Source organism: Rhizobium sp. BR 314 (assembly GCF_047445805.1).
Lineage (GTDB): Bacteria > Pseudomonadota > Alphaproteobacteria > Rhizobiales > Rhizobiaceae > Rhizobium > Rhizobium lusitanum_B.
The window spans coordinates 41,524-59,271 of record NZ_JARWLA010000006.1 but is presented as its reverse complement, the minus strand read 5'-3'; the positions used below and the strand labels follow the sequence as shown (position 1 = coordinate 59,271).

Below are 17,748 nucleotides of genomic sequence, written 5' to 3'. Positions count from 1 at the left end.
TGCCGATCTCCCGGCTCAATCAAATAAATAATCATTCAAGGCGTCGGCGCATGCTCCAGACACTGGATTAACCCTGACGCCATAAGAAACCAACTGCACGCGCTCCCAAAACAGGAAGCAACAAAACGCTGCAAAATGACAGCCGCAAAATCATCGACTCTCGTTTTGTTCTCATTGAGATAAGGCGCACATACCGCTGAAACAATGGGTGAAACGCCAGTCGCAGCGATAAATTTGCTTTGGCGGCAAAATAGCCGACAAAATATATCTGTCACGCTCGGGCAGGTATAGTCACGCGCCGGCGGCAAGTTCAGGTGGCTTTTTGCCCCGCATTGCCATGGCAGCCATGGCGTATCCGCCGCTCGCTCCGTCGATGAAATGCATATGATCGCGCATCAGGGGCGTTGGTACGAAACAGGTCATCAATGCACTGTCCTGCCGATGCAAGCCATAGCGACAGACGCCTTCCGCCTCAGCCTGCCGCAGACGTGCTTCGATGCGCGACAATCGTTCCGCGTCGACATCGATGGTCATCTTCAAGCCGTCATCGAACTTGCGAAAATCAGAGTTCGCGGCAAGGTCGCTGCGATAAATCCTGGCATCGAAGGCCGCCATTCGGAACCCTAACCTGTCGAGAATGTAGATGAGGACGATCTGAGCGCCGATGGCAAGCTTGCGCCACCAGCGATCGGCTGTCTGCGCCTGTGCGCGAGCCTCCATCTCCGCCCCCTCGAAGATCAGCGACGGCGTCGGCCCCTCGACAGGGACCGGATGGCCATCACGGCTCTCCTCCTTTGCGATTGCGATGATGTCGGCAACGAGCAGCTGGAACTTCGCGCTGTTTCCAATGTCGCCCGGAACAGCGATGATGGAGACGATCTCGCCATTATGCGCCTTGATCGGGTTCCAGCGGCAGGACAGACCCGTCAAATCGGGACGGGCTTGCGGGGCGGCGGCCTCGACGATGAAATGCCCTGCCTTCATCTGCCTCTCGGCCCAGCTTGTGCCGCCGCCAAAAAACATGGCGTAGGAGACATGTTCGCTCGGGCTGAAGCGCGCGACCATGACGTCCAACCCTTCGCTGCGAATTGCCGACATCGGAACGAGAGCGGTTCGCAGCTCCAGCTGCAATTCTTCGATAACCCAAGTCCGCACGGCGGCAAGCGCCTGCCGCACCCGTGCTTCACCTGACGGCGGGATGGCCACCAAGGCGCCGTCGCCGCCGAAAACGAAAGGATAGTCGCCCTTGTCCAATGCGTTGAGAATGGCCGAGATCACACTGGCACCGGCCATATTGACGGATTTGTAGCGGCCCGCAGCTATTGCCTTTGTCGAGCTAACGATATCGGCTACTGCGATCAGCCAATCATCCGGGAGAGGCTGATAGTTGGTACTGTCTGTCACCCCTTCGAAACGGGTGAAGGCCGTCAGCTTGTGGAAGAAATCGTCGTTGGATAAGTCAACCATGACAGTTCCCCCTTTTGTCAATACCTCAACAGTCTATCCCTACAACAAACATCGCGAAAAGCCAGCGGGCGGTCGACCGCCAACGCCAGTCGTGCTACTGCGGGCGCCGAAGGGGCACTGGAGCCGGATGATCTTAGGTTAATAAGCCCTAAAATCTGAATCGGCTCCTAAACCATGGAAGCAGAGCATAATGTCGCCCGAAATCTCCCGACACTTTTCGGCATCATGCTCTAAAATGCCAAGGACAAGACAGATACGATGAGCCGCCTGGATAGTTTCATTCGCCGCCTGAGCGCCCAGCGCGATATTCTCAACACCGTCGCCAATGACGTCAGAATGATCGAAGGGCCGGTTCTCGAACTCGGGCTCGGCAATGGCCGCACGTTTGATCATCTGCGCGAGCTTTTCCCCGACCGGCGCATCATCGCGTTCGATCGGGCGGCGAATGCCTATGGCCCCTCCATGCCTTCAGCCGACAACCTTATTCTCGGGGAGATCAAGGATACAGCGAGGAATTTTATTGGCGCGGAAGCTTCGCTTGTCCATGCGGATATCGGGACGGGCTATGAAGATAAGGATGCGGTGACGCTCACCTGGCTGCCGCAGATCATGGCCGGCACACTGAGGGCAGGCGGTCTTGCGATCTGCGGTCTCCCGCTGGACCACGCCGACCTGCAGCTCTTACCGCTACCCGACAGCGTCAAGGAAGGACGCTATTTCATCTATCGGCGCCGGTAGAGCATCCCAGGGAAAGGTGCGCCATGCTTTTCCGTCTGGAATATGCGAGAGCCAGGGAAGCAGCGTTTCCGCTAATAAACAGAAGGCGGGAACGATCTCATATCAGCGCAGAAACAGGACATCGAACTGCTCGCCCTCCGTCGGCAGATCGGCCACTTTCATAGCTTGCTCGCGCTCTTCGAAGAAGGCGAGGCATTCGGTGTAGTGGCGGGCGAGGTTGTCCACGAAAGCCCTAGCCTGCTCCTTACCGTAGAATGCCGGCGTAAACTCCATGTAGAGCGGGACCTGACGCGTCATCAGCGCCAGCATTGAACGACAGGCGACCGGCTCATAGCCCTCGATATCCATCCAGATTAGGGTGATCTCAGCCGGATCGACACCTGCTTGCGCGAGAATGTCGGCAACCGGCCGGACCGGCACTGAAATCTGCTCATCGCTGGCGCTCTGCCGCAATGCGCTGCTTTTGCCATGGTTCTTATGGTTTAGGTAGAAATCGAGCTGTCCTTCCCGATCTCCGGCCGCGCAATTGACCGCAGTCACGATGGCCTGAAAGCCATTATCGGCTATGTTCGCCGAGAGCAGCCGAAAATTCCGCGGATCCGGTTCGACGCTGACGATGCGGCCATAGACACCGCTGAGAGCGAAATAGCAGGTCTGTGTGCCGATATTGCCGCCAAGCTCAAGTAGGGCCGACCCCTTGCGCAACAGGCCGTGCTCGCGCAGTACGCTCAGCAACCGGTCGACATGATCGCGCTCGAAATGTCCCTTGCGGAAAACCTTGCGACCGATGTAATCGGCCGGCGAAAAGCTCATGACGTGATCACCGCAATCCACCGTCATACTTTTGACGCGCGGTCCAAGCGCGCTGACGAGAATGTCTCGGCCGAGACGCGTATCGAACAGCCGCGTCGCAATCGCGTCCCGCTTCTTGCGGAAGGCGCGTTTCCAGTATTTTCTCGTGAGGATCTTGCCGTCGAACATAGGCGCCATCCCTACACCACCGCATTCACCTTGCAAACCGGGAAGGTCATCCCGCGCAGCAACCGTGTGAACCGCTGAAGCATCAGGCAAAGCGGCGGCTCGCCTCTTTCGAGACGATATAAACCCTTAGCGGCTCGCCGCGTCCGCGAACGGCGATCTCCCGGCTTTCGACGCCATTAATATCGATCCCGGATAGGCGAGCGACGGGCTCGGAGAAAACGAGCGCGGTATTATATTCCTTGGCGACACTTTCGAGGCGGCTGGCAACATTGACGGTATCGCCAATCGCCGTCACGTTCTTGACGCTGCCATACCCCATAGAGCCGACCACTGCCAAACCGGTGTGGAGACCGATCGCGATCTCGAGGGGCGAGCTAAGCTCGTCCGCCAATTCTGCACTGAGCTTGTCGATTTCCCGAACGATCGCGGCAGCCGCCTTCAGCGCCTGACGATTTGCCTCCTTGGGCGTGGCGCGAAGACCGAAGAGAGCCATGGCGCCATCGCCGATGAACTTGTCCATCCGCCCGCCATTTTCCTCAACGATACGCCCGACCAGAGCAAAATAGCGGTTGAGCAGGAAAACAATGTCGAAAGGCAGCCGTGATTCAGTCAACGCCGTAAAATGGCGAAGATCGCAGAAGAACACGACGATTTCACGCTCGCGACCTGGGCTTGCGGCCTGGGTATAGACCGGAATTGCGGCTTCAGCCATCGGCGTCAGCAGCGGCACGACGCTCACATTTCCGGAGGGCCGCAACTGGCAGGCAAGCCGGACATCCGGCGTGGCGCCGATGCGGTTCAGCGTTTTCTGCTCCAGCGCTTCCGGCGGCGGCAGGTTTTCGGCGCCGTCGATAATCTGCACGCGACAGGTCGAACACTGCCCCTTGCCGCCGCAGATGGAGTAATGCGGAATACCGCCGAGACGGCTCGCCTCCAGCACGCTGAAGCCGCGCGGCGCATGCACGACCTCGCCGCCGGGATAGCGGATGGCGACCTGATACTGCCGCTCGCGCAGCCGGCGATGCGCACGGAAAGCGAAGAGACCGACGATCGACAGGCTGAAGGCGCCATAGAAGCCGGCGCGATATGGCCAGAGCGTGTCGGCCATCTGGCTTCCAGGCACCGAACCCGTCTCGCCGAAGCTTCTTATGTCGCTGTAGTAGCCGCCAGCATAGCCGCGCTCGTCCGGTTGGGCGGCGTCATGCGTGACGATCTTGCCCATTGCAGCAAAGCCAAGCAGGGCAAGAACCGGAAGGACAATGGCGAAGGACAGCAAAACCGGAGCAATCGCGATGTACCAGGGCCGAAAGCGAAGCCAGAAATGTACGCCGATACAGCCATGAAGCCAGACGATGACCAACAGGATGGATTGGCGCACGCCGCTAGTAGGCGATGTCAGCCACAAAGTGTGGACGATGGCCCTGTAGGTATCGTGATAGCCGTAGACCACATGCACGACGCGCGTGGCGACGATGTGATCGATCAGGAGGAGCGGCACCAGAAGGCCGGTGACGATCTGGAACGCCTCACCGGGCGGCATGATCAGAGTCCGACGTATGTAGAGAAGCCGCAGTACCAGCAGGATATGGACGATCAGCGCACTGTACAGAAGCAGCGTTCCGACGGGATGGCGCCAGACGGCCATGAACCATTGCTGCGCACGTTCGGCCGCACTGAGGGATATGAGCCCGAGGGAATGATTGGCCAGATGCATGATCACAAAGGAAAAGACGACCAAGCCGGAGCCAAGGCGGAATTTCCGCACGAGACGATCGGAAATGATTGGCTTTCTTGCCTGGATGGTCATCAAACCCAATGTATATTGTCCGTTCACAACAGGAGCGAAAACGGTTATCGCCTATTCATCTAGCCGCAACGCCGCATGCTGTCGAGGATGCGGCTTTTTGAAGCAGGCACCTTATTGACACGCAACCGGTCGGAATTCGGGCAATCCTCTCACAATTCGGGCTTCCGTAATCACTTAATCGTCAACCGTATGCCGGCACAATGAACATCGCTTTCTATGCACCGCTGAAACCGCCCGGCCATCCCGTACCCTCGGGCGACCGCTTGATGGCCCGGCAGATTATGGAAGCACTGCGCATGGCGGGACACCAGGTCGAGGTGGCTTCAGAACTGCGGAGCTTCACGCCGACCCCTGAAGCCGATCTGCGCGCGGCGATCGTACGACAAGCCGGGGATGAGACATTGCGTCTGCTTGCGGGATGGCAAAGCAGGCAGACACCCGATTTGTGGTTCACCTATCATCCTTACTACAAGACACCCGATCTCATCGGTCCGCCAATCGCTCGGCAACTCGGCATTCCCTATGTCACTGCGGAAGCCTCTTACTCCCGGCGCCAGGATGACAATGGCTGGGCCGAAAGCCAGCGTCTAATTGCCGATGCTGTCCTGTTGGCAGCGGTCAATCTGTGCTTTACCGAGCGGGACCGCGTCGGTCTTGTGGAAGCAATACCGTATGGGCGCTACGAGCGGTTCCTACCCTTCATCGATGCCGCCCAGTTCCAACACTCGGCCTCCGCTCCGGACCCAAGGCGACTGATCACCGTTGCGATGCTTCGAAAGGGAGACAAATTCGACAGCTACGTCATGCTCGCCAAGGCACTCGATCTTATCCGCGATCGGGATTGGACCCTGACCATAGTCGGAGACGGGCCGATGCGGAGCGAGGTGCGATCGATGTTTTCGAGCTTCAGTGACGAGCGAATTGCCTGGCGCGGCGAACGCCCGACGTCGGAGATTGCAACAGAGCTTGCAACAGCCGGCCTCTATGTCTGGCCCGGCTGCAACGAGGCCTATGGGCTTGCCTATCTGGAAGCACAGGCAGCAGGCCTGCCGGTCGTCGCCCAGGCAACTGCGGGCGTGCCGGAAGTGGTGCTGGCCGGTAAGACCGGACTATTGACACCGGAAGGCGATATCGGCGCCTATGCCCATGCCGTCGCCGAACTTCTGAGCGATCAAGGCAAGCGGCAAGCCATGGCAGACGCGGCCCACACTTTTGTGCACGAGGAGCGCTCCTTGACGGCCGCTTCCAAACAACTTGAAACCATTCTTCGAAAGCATCTGGGAGATACCTATTATGAGCGATAGCGCGGAATGGCAGCCCTTGCGCGACGAACTGCGCCGCTGGACGGAAGCTGGACGAAAGGTGAAGCTCTGGTTCCGTGACGACGACGCCATAGAACCGACCCCAGCCCTCGATCGGTTGCTCTCGCTTTCCGATGGTTTCGAAGTGCCGATGGCGTTGGCGATCATTCCGGGTCCCACCAGCGAGCCGCTCGCCGAGCGCCTTGAGCAGAAAAACCGCATCACCGCCACAGTCCATGGCTGGACGCACCAGAACTATGCGCCTGATGACACCAAAAAACAGGAACTCGGGCTGCATCGGCCCAAGGAGATCGTGCTCGATGAGCTGCATCGCGGCTTCGACAAGTTGAAGGCGCTTTACCCCTCACAGTTTGTCCCGCTGCTGGTGCCGCCGTGGAACCGCATCGATGATGCATTGCTGCCGCACCTCACTCCCTTCGGATATCGCGCCGTCTCTGTCTTTGGATTGGCAAAACAGGCGCCAATCGGCCTGATCAACACTCATATCGACATCATGCGATGGCATGGTGTGCGGGGTGGCCTGCCGCATGCCGAGATAATCGAGCGTCTGGTCGAAGAGCTGCGGAACCGTTTCGACGGCAATGAGGAGCCGATCGGTGTGATGACGCACCATCTCGCGCATGACGATCTAGCGTGGGGTTTCGTCGAAACGCTGTTCGAGGAGACTGTCGGCCATGCCGCCATCGAATGGCGGCCGGTCGGCGACTTTATACACTAGCTGCGCTCATCTGGTTCGGTCGTCGCTGCGAGCGCTCAGAGCTGCAGCGACTGCCCGTCAAAGGCGAAGAATGCTTCGGAGAAGCTCTTCTGCGCCTCGCGCTGCATGTCATCCAGCTCGCGGTCCGTGCGGCCGGGCGCATGATGAAACAGGGCGAGCCGCTTGGCGCCTGCCTTTTTGGCAAGCTTGATGCCTTGGTTCCAGGTGGAGTGACCGAAGCCCAGATATTTCGGCATTTCCGCTTCGATGTAAGTTGCGTCGTATATGGCAAGATCGGCATCGGCCATCAATGCGAGCGCAGCCTCATCAAGCTGACCGTCGGCGTGCTCGGTATCATAGACCATCGCGATCACCCGACCGGACCATTCGATGCGATAGCCGATGCAGCCGCCCGGATGGTTGAGGCGGGTCGTATGCATGACGATGCCCGGATGCGGTTTCAGCGTATCGCCCGCAGCAAAATCGCGAAAATTCATGGTGGCACGACAGATGTCAGGTTCGACCGGGAACCATGGCGGCCGCATGAACTGGCCGATCAGCTGCCGTGTCGTCGTCTTGCCGGCGAGATGGCCGGACCAGAGATCGACGCTGACGCGCGGATCATAGATGGCGTTGAAGAATGGCAGGCCGATAATGTGATCGTAGTGCGAATGCGTGAAGAAGAGATCGATGTTACGAACCCCTTCCTTGGCAAGAAATGCGGCCGCTTCGCGCAAACCGGTCCCCGCGTCGAACAGTATGTGCCTACCTGCGTGTCTTAACTCGATGCACGACGTATTGCCGCCGTACCGCTCAAATTCCGGACCCGACACGGGGATGCTCCCCCGAACGCCCCAAAATTTAAGCTCGAAACTATCGTTGTTCATAGAAGTTTTTACACCATTCCCCTTTCGGTCAAAAAAAGCACACTTTTGCTATCATGCGAAGCCAGCATTTTCCAAAAGTCGTGCGGAGGTGAAAACTGGATCTCTTCGTTCGGCCCATGCGGCTCCTCGAACGAGCCCGGGCGGCACACCGCACAGACCTAATATAGGTATGAGATGACAAAATAGATAAGGGGCGCGGATTCGCCGTGTTTAGGACCCCGCCTTGCGAACGCCAATACGAGATCGAGGCTGATAAGGCAGGGCTTATAAGGTAGCCGCAGACCGCGCGGCCTGTTCATAGTAGCCGGACAATGCCCTGAGATGAGATGCGATGTCGGAAAGGCCACCCTGCGAGAGGCCGGAGACCTTGGTTGCCTCAACCAGCAGCCGCTCGCGAATTTCGGTATAGCGCTTCAGCGCATCCAGACCCTTGTCGGTGACGCGGATCGTCTTTTCCTTGCCGGCCTTGCCGCTCTTGACCAAGCCCGCCGCTTCCAGCTTCTTGATGGCGTAATTGGCCACATGCGTATCCTCGATGTCGAGGACAAGGCAGAGATCGGCAAGCGTCTTCGGTCGATCGCGATGGCGCACCGAATGAATGATGAGGATTTCGACCGGAGAAAGGCCAGGCACGCCGGCAGCGGCCATGCAGCGGACCAGCCAGCGATTGAACGCATGGGAAAAGAGGATCGATCCGTATTCGAGCTCGGACAGGGCCGGCGAGCTGCCATCCGCCAGATGGGCCGACGAGACGATCAAATCGCGCGGTCTACTCTTTTCCTCGGACGTCACCTGAAAACTCCTTCGAACGGATCAAGGCATCTGCAGACTAGTTGAGCCGAGCAACCAATGGGCGCTCGGCTCTTGCGTTGCGTTCCTAGTTGTCCCGCTTTCCGTAACCGCCGCCTGTGGGAGTCACAACGGTAAAGGCTTCACCTGCCTCAAGCACAGTGTGGGCCGAACCGATCAGTTCATCGATCTTGCCATCGTTGCGGCGGACGTAGTTGCGGCCGGTCTGACCCGCTTCACCGCCCTTGACGCCGAAAGGCGCCACGCGCCGATGGCCGGACAGGATGGCGAACTCCAGCTTTTCGCGGGTGCGGATGGTGCGCTGGGTACCGTTGCCGGAATTCCACTTCCCGCGCCCGCCCGAATTCGGACGAATGTGGAAATCCTCCAGCACGACCGGAAAGCGCGTCTCAAGGATTTCGGGGTCGGTCAGGCGCGAATTGGTCATGTGCGTGTGAACTGCATCGGCGCCATTGAAGCCTGGGCCTGCCGGCGCGCCGGAGCAGATCGTCTCATAATATTGGTAGGCGTCGTTGCCGAAGGTCAGATTGTTCATCGTCCCTTGTGCTGCGGCGAGCGCCTCGACCGCGCCAAACAGGCAGTTGGTCACGGCCTGGCTGACTTCGACATTGCCGGCGACGACTGCGGCCGGATACTTTGGCGTCAGCATCGTGCCTTCGGGGATGATGATACGGATCGGCCTCAGGCAGCCGGCATTCATCGGAATATCCGCCTCAACGAGAACACGGAAGACATAGAGCACGGCGGCGCGTGTGACCGGCTGCGGCGCATTGAAATTATCCGGGCGCTGTGCAGACGTGCCGCTGAAATCGACCGTCGCCTCCCGCTTGTCCTTATCGATCGAGATCTGGACGACGATCTTGCAGCCCTGATCCATCTCATAGCTGAATTCGCCATCCGAAAGACGATCGAGAACGCGGCGCACGCTTTCGGCCGCGTTATCCTGAACGTGACCCATATAGGCGTCGACGACATCTTCCCCGAAGAGCGCGATCATCTTCTTCAGCTCGGCAACGCCCTTTTCGTTGGCGGCGACCTGTGCCTTCAGATCATTGATGTTCTGCGCAAGCGTGCGCACCGGATAGCGCGCGCCCGTCAGCAGTTTGGTAAGCTCCGATTCACAGAAGCGGCCGCGATCAAGCAGCTTGAAATTGTCGATGTAGACGCCTTCCTCCTCGATGTGCGTCGCAAGCGGCGACATCGATCCCGGCGAAATACCGCCGATATCGGCGTGATGGCCGCGGCTGGCGACCCAAAAACGGATCTTCTGGCCGGCATCGTCGAAGACAGGGGTGCAGACGGTCAGATCGGGCAGATGTGTGCCGCCATTGTAGGGGGCGTTGATCAGAAAGACGTCGCCGGGATGGATGACGGCATTTTCGCGGATTGCCGTTGCCACCGACGCATCCATGGAGCCGAGATGAACCGGCATATGCGGCGCGTTGGCGACCAGATTGCCTTCGGCATCGAAGACGGCACAGGAGAAATCCAGCCGCTCTTTGATGTTAACCGAATAGGCGGTGTTCTGCAGCGTCATGCCCATCTGCTCGGCAATCGACATGAAGAGATTGTTGAAGATCTCCAGCATGACGGGATCGGCCCTGGTGCCGATGGCATTGCGCTCCGGCAGAGCCTTGATGCGCGTCAGGACGATATGATCCCTATGTGTCAGCTGCGCCTGCCAGCCATCCTCGATAACGATCGTCTGGTTGGGTTCGATGATGATGGCCGGGCCGGTTACCGTCTGGCCGGGCTTGATCGCCTGTCGCAGAACAACGGCCGCATCGCGGCTCTCGCCGCCCGAATAGAAGGCAGTACGCTTCGTGGCCTGCGCCTCGCCCTCGGCTGAAGCCTCCAGCTCGATTGCGATATCGGCAGCTGCGCCACCGATCGTTTCGATTTCCACTGCCTCGACCACCAAGGGCTTGTCTTCGGCAACGAAGCCGAAACGGCGCTTGTGCAGCGTCTCGAATTGGCCGCGCAGCCGTGCCGGAGTGTCCGCTTCCGGGAAGGTCGTCTCCACCGCCAGCAAGGTATCCGTGCCAGCATAGCGGATATGGGCGCGCTGGACCGTCTTGATCTCGTTCGTTGCGACACCCTGCGCTTCCAGCTCGGGCACGCATTCGCGGCGCAATTCGTTGCCAAGGCCCGTAATGGCGGCGGGCGCTGCATCATCAAGAGCGACACCGAGCGCCTTCTGGCGCGTCGCCCTGATGTCGGCAAGCCCCATGCCATAGGCGGAGAGAAGGCCGGACATAGGATGCAGAAGGATGCTTTTCATGCCGAGCGCGTCGGCAACCAGGCAGGCGTGCTGCCCGCCGGCGCCGCCGAAGCAGTTCAGCGCATAACGCGTAACGTCATAGCCGCGTTGAACGGAGATCTTCTTGATCGCCTCGACCATGTTGGCAACGGCGATGCGGATGAAGCCATCGGCAACATCTTCCGGGCTGCGACCATCGCCGATTTCGGCTGCGAGCGCCGCGAATTTGCCACGCACCGCTTCGACGTCGAGCGGCTGATCCTGGTTTGGCCCGAATATGGAGGGGAAGAATTCCGGCAGCAGCTTGCCAGCCATGACATTCGCATCGGTGACTGCCAAAGGGCCGCCATTGCGATAGCAAGCTGGACCTGGGAAAGCGCCTGCCGAATCCGGGCCGACGCGGAAGCGATCGCCATCGAAATGCAGGATCGAGCCGCCGCCCGCCGCAACGGTATGGATCAGCATCATCGGCGCGCGAACACGCACGCCGGCCACTTCTGTTTCGAAGGCGCGCTCATATTCGCCGTCAAAATGCGCCACGTCCGTCGAGGTGCCGCCCATGTCGAAGCCGATAACATTGGCAAAACCAGCCTGCTCGCCGGTTTTGGCAAGGCCGACCACGCCGCCGGCCGGTCCGGAAAGGATGGCGTCCTTGCCCTGGAACATGTCGGCAGCCGTCAACCCGCCCGACGACATCATGAACATGACGCGCGCGCCGGTGCGCTCAACATCGAGCTCATCACAAACCTGGCGGATATAGCGGCCGAGCACCGGCGAGAGATAGGCGTCGATAACGGCCGTATCGCCACGACCGACGAGCTTGATCAGCGGTGAGACCTCATGGCTGACGGAGACCTGCTCGAAGCCAATTGATCTCGCGATTTTGGCGACGGCACCCTCATGCGCTGGAAACTTGTAAGCATGCATGAAGACGATGGCAACAGAGCGATAACCCTTGGCGAGAAGCTCGCGCAGCGCCACCTCGGCGGCATTTTCATTCAGAGCGAGCTCGACCGTGCCGTCGGCAAGCACGCGCTCGTCGATCTCGACGACATCTTCGTAGAGCGCTTCCGGCTTGACGATCTCGGTCGCAAAGATCTTCTTGCGCTCCTGATAACCGATGCGCAGAGCGTCACGGAAACCCTTCGTCGTCACCAGAGCAAGGCGTTCGCCCTTGCGCTCGAGCAGCGCGTTGGTGGCGACGGTCGTGCCCATGCGGACCTCACCGATTGCGCCTTCGGGAACCGGCTCGCCCTTGCCGAGACCGAGATGGAGACGGATACCGTGAACGGCCGCATCGCTATAGGCCTCGGGATTTTCCGACAGCACCTTGCGGGCATGGAGAGCGCCAGATGGATCACGCCCGACGACGTCGGTAAAGGTACCGCCGCGATCGATCCAGAAATCCCAACGACCCGAAGTGTTCTCCGACAAATCCGCCTCCAGCAGAACGACGCAACAATGATAATATATCGATAAATCGTCAACGTTTTGTCGTCAATATGAATTCCCAATAGCGAGCACCGTCGACAGGTTTTGTCAGCATAATCCTTTGTTCGAGTGCGCCCTAACCCTCCGAGCGGGCCGCCGCCTCACGGTCGCGCTCATATCGCCTCGCGAGCGGAAACGCGGGCAGCCAGGCTTCGCGTCGAACTGTCCAGAGTTCGTAAGTCGGTGTCAGCTGATCCGGAGCATCGAGTGACCCGAGATTTATTTCGATTTCATCTGCGCTTCGTGAAAAGACAGACGAGCCGCAATGGGGACAGAAAAACCGACCGGCATAGTTCCTCGTCTCGCCTTCGATCGTCACCATACCCTCAGGAAAGATCGCCGACGCGTGAAACAACGCGCCATGGAACTTCCTGCAGTCGAGACAATGGCAGATGCCGACCCGGTAAGGGCGTCCCGACGCCACAAATCCCACTTTGCCGCACAGGCAGCCGCCGGTGAATCGGTCCATGTCGCACCCCTTTTTGACATCAAACAGGCGGAATGTTTACGACAAGCGGAACAGTCACGGCAATCGCGCCATCGCTAGGCCGTGCCGCTATTATACTGCCGGAAACGGCGGCACGCGCTAGTGCAATCCGCCGACGCCAAGCAGGCGCTCCACGGCCTGATGATCCGCGGTAAGCGCCTCGGGCGTGCCCTTCCAGGCAAGCCGTCCGCGCTCCAGAATGATGACGTCACTGGCAAAGTCGAGCGCGCTTTGAATGCGCTGCTCCACGAGAAGGATGGTCATATCGCCGGTTTCGGCGAGCTTTGTAAAGGCCGCCATCAGCTCCTCGCAAATGACGGGGGCAAGCCCTTCCAGGGGTTCGTCGAGAAGCAGTACCGAGGGACGGCCGAGGATCGTGCGAGCGGTCGACAACATCTGCTGCTCGCCGCCGGATAGCTGGCCGCCGAGGTTTCGGCGGCGCTCATTCAGGCGCGGGAACATGTCGTAGGCTTCCTGCAGGGCGCTCTTCGGCCGACCTTTCAGCCCAACGGAAAGATTTTCCTCAACCGTCAGGGTCGGAAAGACGTCGCGCGTCTGCGGCACGTAGCCGAGGCCCTGATGGGCGCGTCTGGCACTTGGCAAACCGGCAATTTCAGCCGAGCCAAGCCGGATGCGGCCATCATAGCGCCGTGTCTGACCGGCAAGCGTCGCAAGCAGCGTGCTCTTGCCCATGCCGTTGCGACCGAGCACGGCAAGCCGGCCGCCGGCCGGCACTGAGAAGGAGACGCCTTCCAGCACGCGCGTGGGGCCATAACCGGCCAACAGATTTTCGACTTCAAGCGGCGTGGCCGGCATTGGCATAGCTCCCAAGATAGGCTTCGCGCACACGCGCATCCTGTGTCACGTCTTTCGGCGAACCGTCGAAGATGATCGTGCCGGCCGCCAGCACGACGACGCGCTTGGCGAAGCGGAAGACCAGATCCATGTCGTGCTCGATCATCAACACGGCGAGATCGGCAGGCAGATCGGTGAGCGCCTTCTCGATCCGACCGGTATCGCTTTGCGGCACACCGGCGGCCGGCTCGTCAAGCAACAGCACTTTCGGCTTCAAGGCCATGGCGACGGCAATTTCGAGCAGCCGTTGCTGGCCATAGGCAATCTCGCTGACCCTGCGATGCGCCAAAGCGGCAAGGCCGAGCGTACCGAGCAGTTCCTCCGTCTCCTCCATGACATCACGCATGCTGAGAAAGTTGCCGAACATGCGGCCGAAGCGGCCCGTCCGCTGCAACACCGCCATGCCGACATGCTCGGCGGGGGTCATGTCCTGAAACAGTCGCGTCACCTGGAAGGACCTCACCAGGCCACGCCTGACACGGCCGATGGCATCGACCTTGTTGACGTTTTGCCCGGCAATGCGAACCTCGCCTGAGTCAGCCGGCAGATTGCCCGTGACGAGATTGACGAAGCTGGTCTTGCCGGCACCGTTCGGGCCGATCAAGGCGACACGGTCGCCCGGCGCCATCGACAGGGTGACACCATTGGTGACGGTCAGCCCGCCGAAAGCTTTCCTGAGATTGTCGACCTCGAAAATCGCGCTCATGCCCGCGCCTCCCGGCGGCGAGCCACATAGGCGACGGCAGTGCCATAAATGCCCTTCGGCGCAAAGAGAACCACGAGGATCAGCAGCGCGCCGACAATGGTCAGCCAATGGAAGGGATTGGCGGCGGAAACATAATCCTCGAACAGCATGAAAATCAGCGTGCCGACAAGTGCCCCGAATAGGGAGCCTGTACCGCCAAGCACGAGCATGACAAGGGCCTCGGCCGATTGTGTGAACGACAGGCTGTCGAGGCCGACGACCTGTGTCGAGATCGCGTTCAAAGCGCCGCCGATGCCGGCAACCGCGCCCGAAATCACGTACATCTTGATCAGCGCGATCTTCGGCGAAGCACCCATAGCGCGGATGCGCAGGGGATCCTGCCGGATGCCGCGGCAAAGCATGCCGAACGGAGAGCGCACTAGAATGCGCAGCAATACAAGCACGAGCAGCAGCAGGGCGACCGCATAGATGTAGGCCGTATGCCCGAAGAGATCGAATTCGAAGCTGCCGAACAACGGATCCGGGGCGATGCCGGACAGGCCGTCGCTGCCACCGGTCCAGCTCGAAGCCTTGTTGGCGAACTCGTGGAAGAGATAGATCAGCGCGATCGAGAGCACGAGTTGCGGCAGGCCATGCGCTCTCAAAATGACGACGGAACAGACCAGCCCCGCGACCGCGCCGCCGAGGATGCCGGCAAGCGTCATCAAGAGAGGATCGTTGATGCCGTAATGCGCCGACGCAATGCCGGCGGCGTAGGCGCCGGCGCCGAAAAGGGCGGCATGACCGAGCGTCGCCACGCCGCAATAGCCAGTGACGAGATCAAGCGACAGGACCAGCAGAGCAATCGCAATCAGACGCGTCAGAAGAGCAAGGTTGTCGGGAAACAGAATGTAGCCGATCGCAGCCAACGCCGCGATCACGGCAATCGCAATCACATCCTGTCCAAGAGTACGGTGTCTGGTCACGGCGGGAATGGCCTCTCTTTCCAGGGTCGTCAGCGCCATCTTACTTCATCCTCCCGGCAAAGCCGCGCGGGAAGACGCAGACGATGGCAATGACGGCCAGATAGAAGAAAAACTCGCCATATTCGGGCATGAGGTAACGGCCGGTCGTGTCGATGCAGCCGAGGATAAGACAGGCAAGCAGCGCGCCGGAAATGGAGCCCGCACCGCCGACCGAGACGACGACGAGAAAAGTCACCATGTAGCGCAAGGCATAATAGGGTTCGACAGGCAGCAGTTCAGCGCCGACGACGCCCCCGAAAGCGGCAAGGCCGACGGCAATGGCAAAGCTGACGGCGTAGACGATTTCGGTACGCACGCCGAGAGCCGCCGCCATCGAGGCATTGTCGACGGAGGCGCGCAGCTTGACGCCGAACGACGTCTTCTCGATCGTGAACCACAGTGCCAGAGCGACGATCAGGCCACAGACGATCGCGAAGATGCGATGCATGCCGATGGTGCGGAAGCCGAGATCGACCGAGCCTTGCAGTTCGCCCGGCAGCGGTATGGTCTTCAGCGTCGGACCGAAGACGTAATTGGCGATGCCAATGATGCAGAAGGTGATGCCGATGGTCATCAGCACCTGCGTCAACTCCGGCGCCCCGTAGATGCGCCGATAAAGCAGACGCTCGATCGGAATGGAGATAATGACCGTGCCAACCACGGCCAAGAGCACGGCCGCAACATAGCCCAGACTGAGATCGCGCGCCGCATAGGAGGCGATATAGCCGCCGATCATGGCGAAGGCGCCGTGGGCCAGATTGACGACGCGCATCAGCCCCATGGTGACGGAGAGGCCAATAGAGATGACGAACAGCACCATGCCGTAAGCGAGGGCATCGACTGCTATGCTGAGCACGGTTTGCATTGATATCGCTGGTCCGGTTCGTGTTACGTCTCCGCCGTCATCCGCTCAAGCAGAGTTTTCAGCTCAAGCGGATGACCTCACAGGAGCGCTTTACTTTGCAGCAGCAAGGCCGGGGTCGCCCTGCTTCTCGAAGGTCTGGATTTCCTTGTTGTAGTACTTGCCGTCGTCACCTTTGGTGACTTCGCGCAGATAGATGTTCTGGGTGATATGTCGGCTTTCCGCATCGATGGTGACGGGACCACGCGGGCTGGCCCAGGACAGGCCCTTCACCGCATCAACGGCCTTCTGCGCATCCTGCTTGCCGCCGGTCGCCTCGATCATCTTGTAGATGACATGCATACCGTCGAAAGCACCGACGGCGGGGAAGGTCAATTCTGCAGGATTGCCGATCGCCTTGTCGGCGGCGGCGATGAATGCCTTGTTTTCGGCTGAGTCATGCGAAATCGCATAATGGAAAGTCGTCTGCATGCCGAGTGCAGCATCGCCGAGTGCCGGCAGATCGGATTCCTGTGTCAGGTCGCCCGGAGCAAAAAGCTTGATGCCACCGGCCTTCAGACCATTCTCATTGTAGGCCTTAACGAAGCCGAGCGTCGTCGGGCCGGAGGGCAGGAAGGCGAAGACGCCTTGCGCGCCGGAATCCTTGATGCGCTGCATGATCGGGCTGAAGTCGTTGGTCGACAGCGGCATGCGGATCGCCTGAACGATCTGACCACCTTGCTTCTCGAAGCCGGCCTTGAAGGCATTTTCGGCATCGACACCCGGGCCATAATCGCTGACGACGGAGATGATTTTCTTTACGCCAGCGTCGTAGGCGACCTTGGCGATCGGCGTGGAGGTCTGCCAGGTGGTGAACGAGGTGCGCACGACCAGCGGGCTCTTGGTGACGATTGCCGAGGTCGCGGCATTGAAGATAACCATCGGCACATTGGCCTGCTTGAGGATCGGCGTCACGGCCATCGCGTCCGGCGTGAAATAAAAGCCGGCGAGATACTGAACCTTCTCCTTGACGACGAGTTCCTGGGCCAGTGCCTTTGACTGCGCCGGATCGGCCTGCGGCACGTCGCGGTAGATCACCTCGACTTCGTTATTGCCGACCTTCTTGCCGTTGAGCGCCATATAGGCGTCGATACCGGCCTTGAAATTCTTGCCCTGCAGCGCGAACGGACCGGAGAAGGGTCCAATGACGCCAACCTTGATCGTGTCGGCATAGGCAGCACCGCCAAGAGCAACAGCCGCGATGGCGGCCAATATAAACCGTTTCATTTTTCTCCTCCCGGCAGTCGCTTCGCGGACTGCCCTTGATCGTTCGAAACCTGATCGCCACCAATTTCCCATAAGAAATGGTGATGTAAAATGAAATAAAGGCCATCA

General features: G+C 59.7%; 15 protein-coding genes. 3 read left to right on the top strand and 12 right to left on the bottom strand.

Annotated elements, in window-relative coordinates; translation table 11 throughout:
- Positions 1 to 291 precede the first annotated feature (291 nt).
- Positions 292 to 1,467: a DUF3095 domain-containing protein gene (locus QD461_RS10525; protein WP_414087710.1), complete on the bottom strand. Its 1,176-nt coding sequence runs from the start codon at positions 1,465 to 1,467 to the stop codon at positions 292 to 294.
- A 258-nt stretch (positions 1,468 to 1,725) separates the two neighbouring features.
- Here QD461_RS10525 and QD461_RS10520 point away from each other — a divergent pair, with 258 nt between their 5' ends.
- Entirely contained in the window at positions 1,726 to 2,205 is a 480-nt protein-coding gene (locus QD461_RS10520; RefSeq protein ID WP_414087709.1) for a class I SAM-dependent methyltransferase, read from the top strand.
- Positions 2,206 to 2,307: 102 nt separating this feature from the next.
- Here the strand turns inward: QD461_RS10520 and QD461_RS10515 are convergent, their stop codons facing one another.
- Both QD461_RS10515 and QD461_RS10510 read right to left on the bottom strand, forming a co-directional pair.
- Complete coding sequence (locus QD461_RS10515) at positions 2,308 to 3,186, bottom strand: FkbM family methyltransferase (protein ID WP_414087708.1); 879 nt, start codon at positions 3,184 to 3,186, stop codon at positions 2,308 to 2,310.
- Between the two features lie 82 nt (positions 3,187 to 3,268).
- Complete coding sequence (locus tag QD461_RS10510; protein ID WP_414087928.1) at positions 3,269 to 4,993, bottom strand: adenylate/guanylate cyclase domain-containing protein; 1,725 nt, start codon at positions 4,991 to 4,993, stop codon at positions 3,269 to 3,271.
- Positions 4,994 to 5,193: 200 nt separating this feature from the next.
- Here QD461_RS10510 and QD461_RS10505 point away from each other — a divergent pair, with 200 nt between their 5' ends.
- Both QD461_RS10505 and QD461_RS10500 read left to right on the top strand, forming a co-directional pair.
- Positions 5,194 to 6,297 carry a glycosyltransferase family 4 protein gene (locus QD461_RS10505; RefSeq protein WP_414087707.1) on the top strand — a complete coding sequence of 368 codons (1,104 nt, stop codon included), beginning with the start codon at positions 5,194 to 5,196 and terminating at the stop codon, positions 6,295 to 6,297.
- Positions 6,287 to 7,033: a polysaccharide deacetylase family protein gene (locus QD461_RS10500; protein ID WP_414087706.1), complete on the top strand. Its 747-nt coding sequence runs from the start codon at positions 6,287 to 6,289 to the stop codon at positions 7,031 to 7,033. The genes QD461_RS10505 and QD461_RS10500 overlap by 11 nt, the downstream gene beginning before the upstream one ends.
- Before the next feature lie 35 nt (positions 7,034 to 7,068).
- On the opposite strand, the gene QD461_RS10495 is transcribed toward QD461_RS10500, so the two are convergent.
- From QD461_RS10495 to QD461_RS10455, 9 genes are all read right to left on the bottom strand, one after another.
- Entirely contained in the window at positions 7,069 to 7,899 is an 831-nt protein-coding gene (locus QD461_RS10495; protein WP_414087705.1) for an MBL fold metallo-hydrolase, read from the bottom strand.
- A 264-nt stretch (positions 7,900 to 8,163) separates the two neighbouring features.
- Positions 8,164 to 8,691 carry a winged helix DNA-binding protein gene (locus tag QD461_RS10490; RefSeq protein WP_414087704.1) on the bottom strand — a complete coding sequence of 176 codons (528 nt, stop codon included), beginning with the start codon at positions 8,689 to 8,691 and terminating at the stop codon, positions 8,164 to 8,166.
- An 85-nt stretch (positions 8,692 to 8,776) separates the two neighbouring features.
- Positions 8,777 to 12,403 carry a hydantoinase B/oxoprolinase family protein gene (locus tag QD461_RS10485; RefSeq protein ID WP_414087703.1) on the bottom strand — a complete coding sequence of 1,209 codons (3,627 nt, stop codon included), beginning with the start codon at positions 12,401 to 12,403 and terminating at the stop codon, positions 8,777 to 8,779.
- Between the two features lie 133 nt (positions 12,404 to 12,536).
- Positions 12,537 to 12,929 carry a GFA family protein gene (locus tag QD461_RS10480; protein ID WP_414087702.1) on the bottom strand — a complete coding sequence of 131 codons (393 nt, stop codon included), beginning with the start codon at positions 12,927 to 12,929 and terminating at the stop codon, positions 12,537 to 12,539.
- Between the two features lie 117 nt (positions 12,930 to 13,046).
- Positions 13,047 to 13,763: an ABC transporter ATP-binding protein gene (locus tag QD461_RS10475; RefSeq protein WP_414087701.1), complete on the bottom strand. Its 717-nt coding sequence runs from the start codon at positions 13,761 to 13,763 to the stop codon at positions 13,047 to 13,049.
- The gene (locus QD461_RS10470) at positions 13,744 to 14,508 is read right to left on the bottom strand and encodes an ABC transporter ATP-binding protein (protein WP_414087700.1); all 765 of its coding nucleotides are present in this window, start codon (positions 14,506 to 14,508) and stop codon (positions 13,744 to 13,746) included. Before QD461_RS10470 ends, QD461_RS10475 begins: the two co-directional genes overlap by 20 nt.
- The gene (locus tag QD461_RS10465) at positions 14,505 to 15,512 is read right to left on the bottom strand and encodes a branched-chain amino acid ABC transporter permease (protein ID WP_414087699.1); all 1,008 of its coding nucleotides are present in this window, start codon (positions 15,510 to 15,512) and stop codon (positions 14,505 to 14,507) included. Before QD461_RS10465 ends, QD461_RS10470 begins: the two co-directional genes overlap by 4 nt.
- A gap of 1 nt (position 15,513) precedes the next feature.
- Positions 15,514 to 16,377 carry a branched-chain amino acid ABC transporter permease gene (locus QD461_RS10460; RefSeq protein WP_414087698.1) on the bottom strand — a complete coding sequence of 288 codons (864 nt, stop codon included), beginning with the start codon at positions 16,375 to 16,377 and terminating at the stop codon, positions 15,514 to 15,516.
- A gap of 90 nt (positions 16,378 to 16,467) precedes the next feature.
- Positions 16,468 to 17,640, bottom strand: a complete 1,173-nt coding sequence (locus QD461_RS10455; protein ID WP_414087697.1) for an ABC transporter substrate-binding protein — start codon at positions 17,638 to 17,640, stop codon at positions 16,468 to 16,470.
- Positions 17,641 to 17,748: the final 108 nt, after the last annotated feature.

Excerpts from the sequence above, each read along its gene's own strand:
- QD461_RS10525 (WP_414087710.1), bottom strand. The coding sequence starts at position 1,467 with ATGGTTGACTTATCCAACGACGATTTCTTCCACAAGCTGACGGCCTTC.
- QD461_RS10520 (WP_414087709.1), top strand. The coding sequence starts at position 1,726 with ATGAGCCGCCTGGATAGTTTCATTCGCCGCCTGAGCGCCCAGCGCGAT.
- QD461_RS10515 (WP_414087708.1), bottom strand. The coding sequence starts at position 3,186 with ATGTTCGACGGCAAGATCCTCACGAGAAAATACTGGAAACGCGCCTTC.
- QD461_RS10510 (WP_414087928.1), bottom strand. The coding sequence starts at position 4,993 with ATGACCATCCAGGCAAGAAAGCCAATCATTTCCGATCGTCTCGTGCGG.
- QD461_RS10505 (WP_414087707.1), top strand. The coding sequence starts at position 5,194 with ATGAACATCGCTTTCTATGCACCGCTGAAACCGCCCGGCCATCCCGTA.
- QD461_RS10500 (WP_414087706.1), top strand. The coding sequence starts at position 6,287 with ATGAGCGATAGCGCGGAATGGCAGCCCTTGCGCGACGAACTGCGCCGC.
- QD461_RS10495 (WP_414087705.1), bottom strand. The coding sequence starts at position 7,899 with ATGAACAACGATAGTTTCGAGCTTAAATTTTGGGGCGTTCGGGGGAGC.
- QD461_RS10480 (WP_414087702.1), bottom strand. The coding sequence starts at position 12,929 with ATGGACCGATTCACCGGCGGCTGCCTGTGCGGCAAAGTGGGATTTGTG.
- QD461_RS10475 (WP_414087701.1), bottom strand. The coding sequence starts at position 13,763 with ATGCCGGCCACGCCGCTTGAAGTCGAAAATCTGTTGGCCGGTTATGGC.
- QD461_RS10470 (WP_414087700.1), bottom strand. The coding sequence starts at position 14,508 with ATGAGCGCGATTTTCGAGGTCGACAATCTCAGGAAAGCTTTCGGCGGG.
- QD461_RS10465 (WP_414087699.1), bottom strand. The coding sequence starts at position 15,512 with ATGGCGCTGACGACCCTGGAAAGAGAGGCCATTCCCGCCGTGACCAGA.
- QD461_RS10460 (WP_414087698.1), bottom strand. The coding sequence starts at position 16,377 with ATGCAAACCGTGCTCAGCATAGCAGTCGATGCCCTCGCTTACGGCATG.
- QD461_RS10455 (WP_414087697.1), bottom strand. The coding sequence starts at position 17,640 with ATGAAACGGTTTATATTGGCCGCCATCGCGGCTGTTGCTCTTGGCGGT.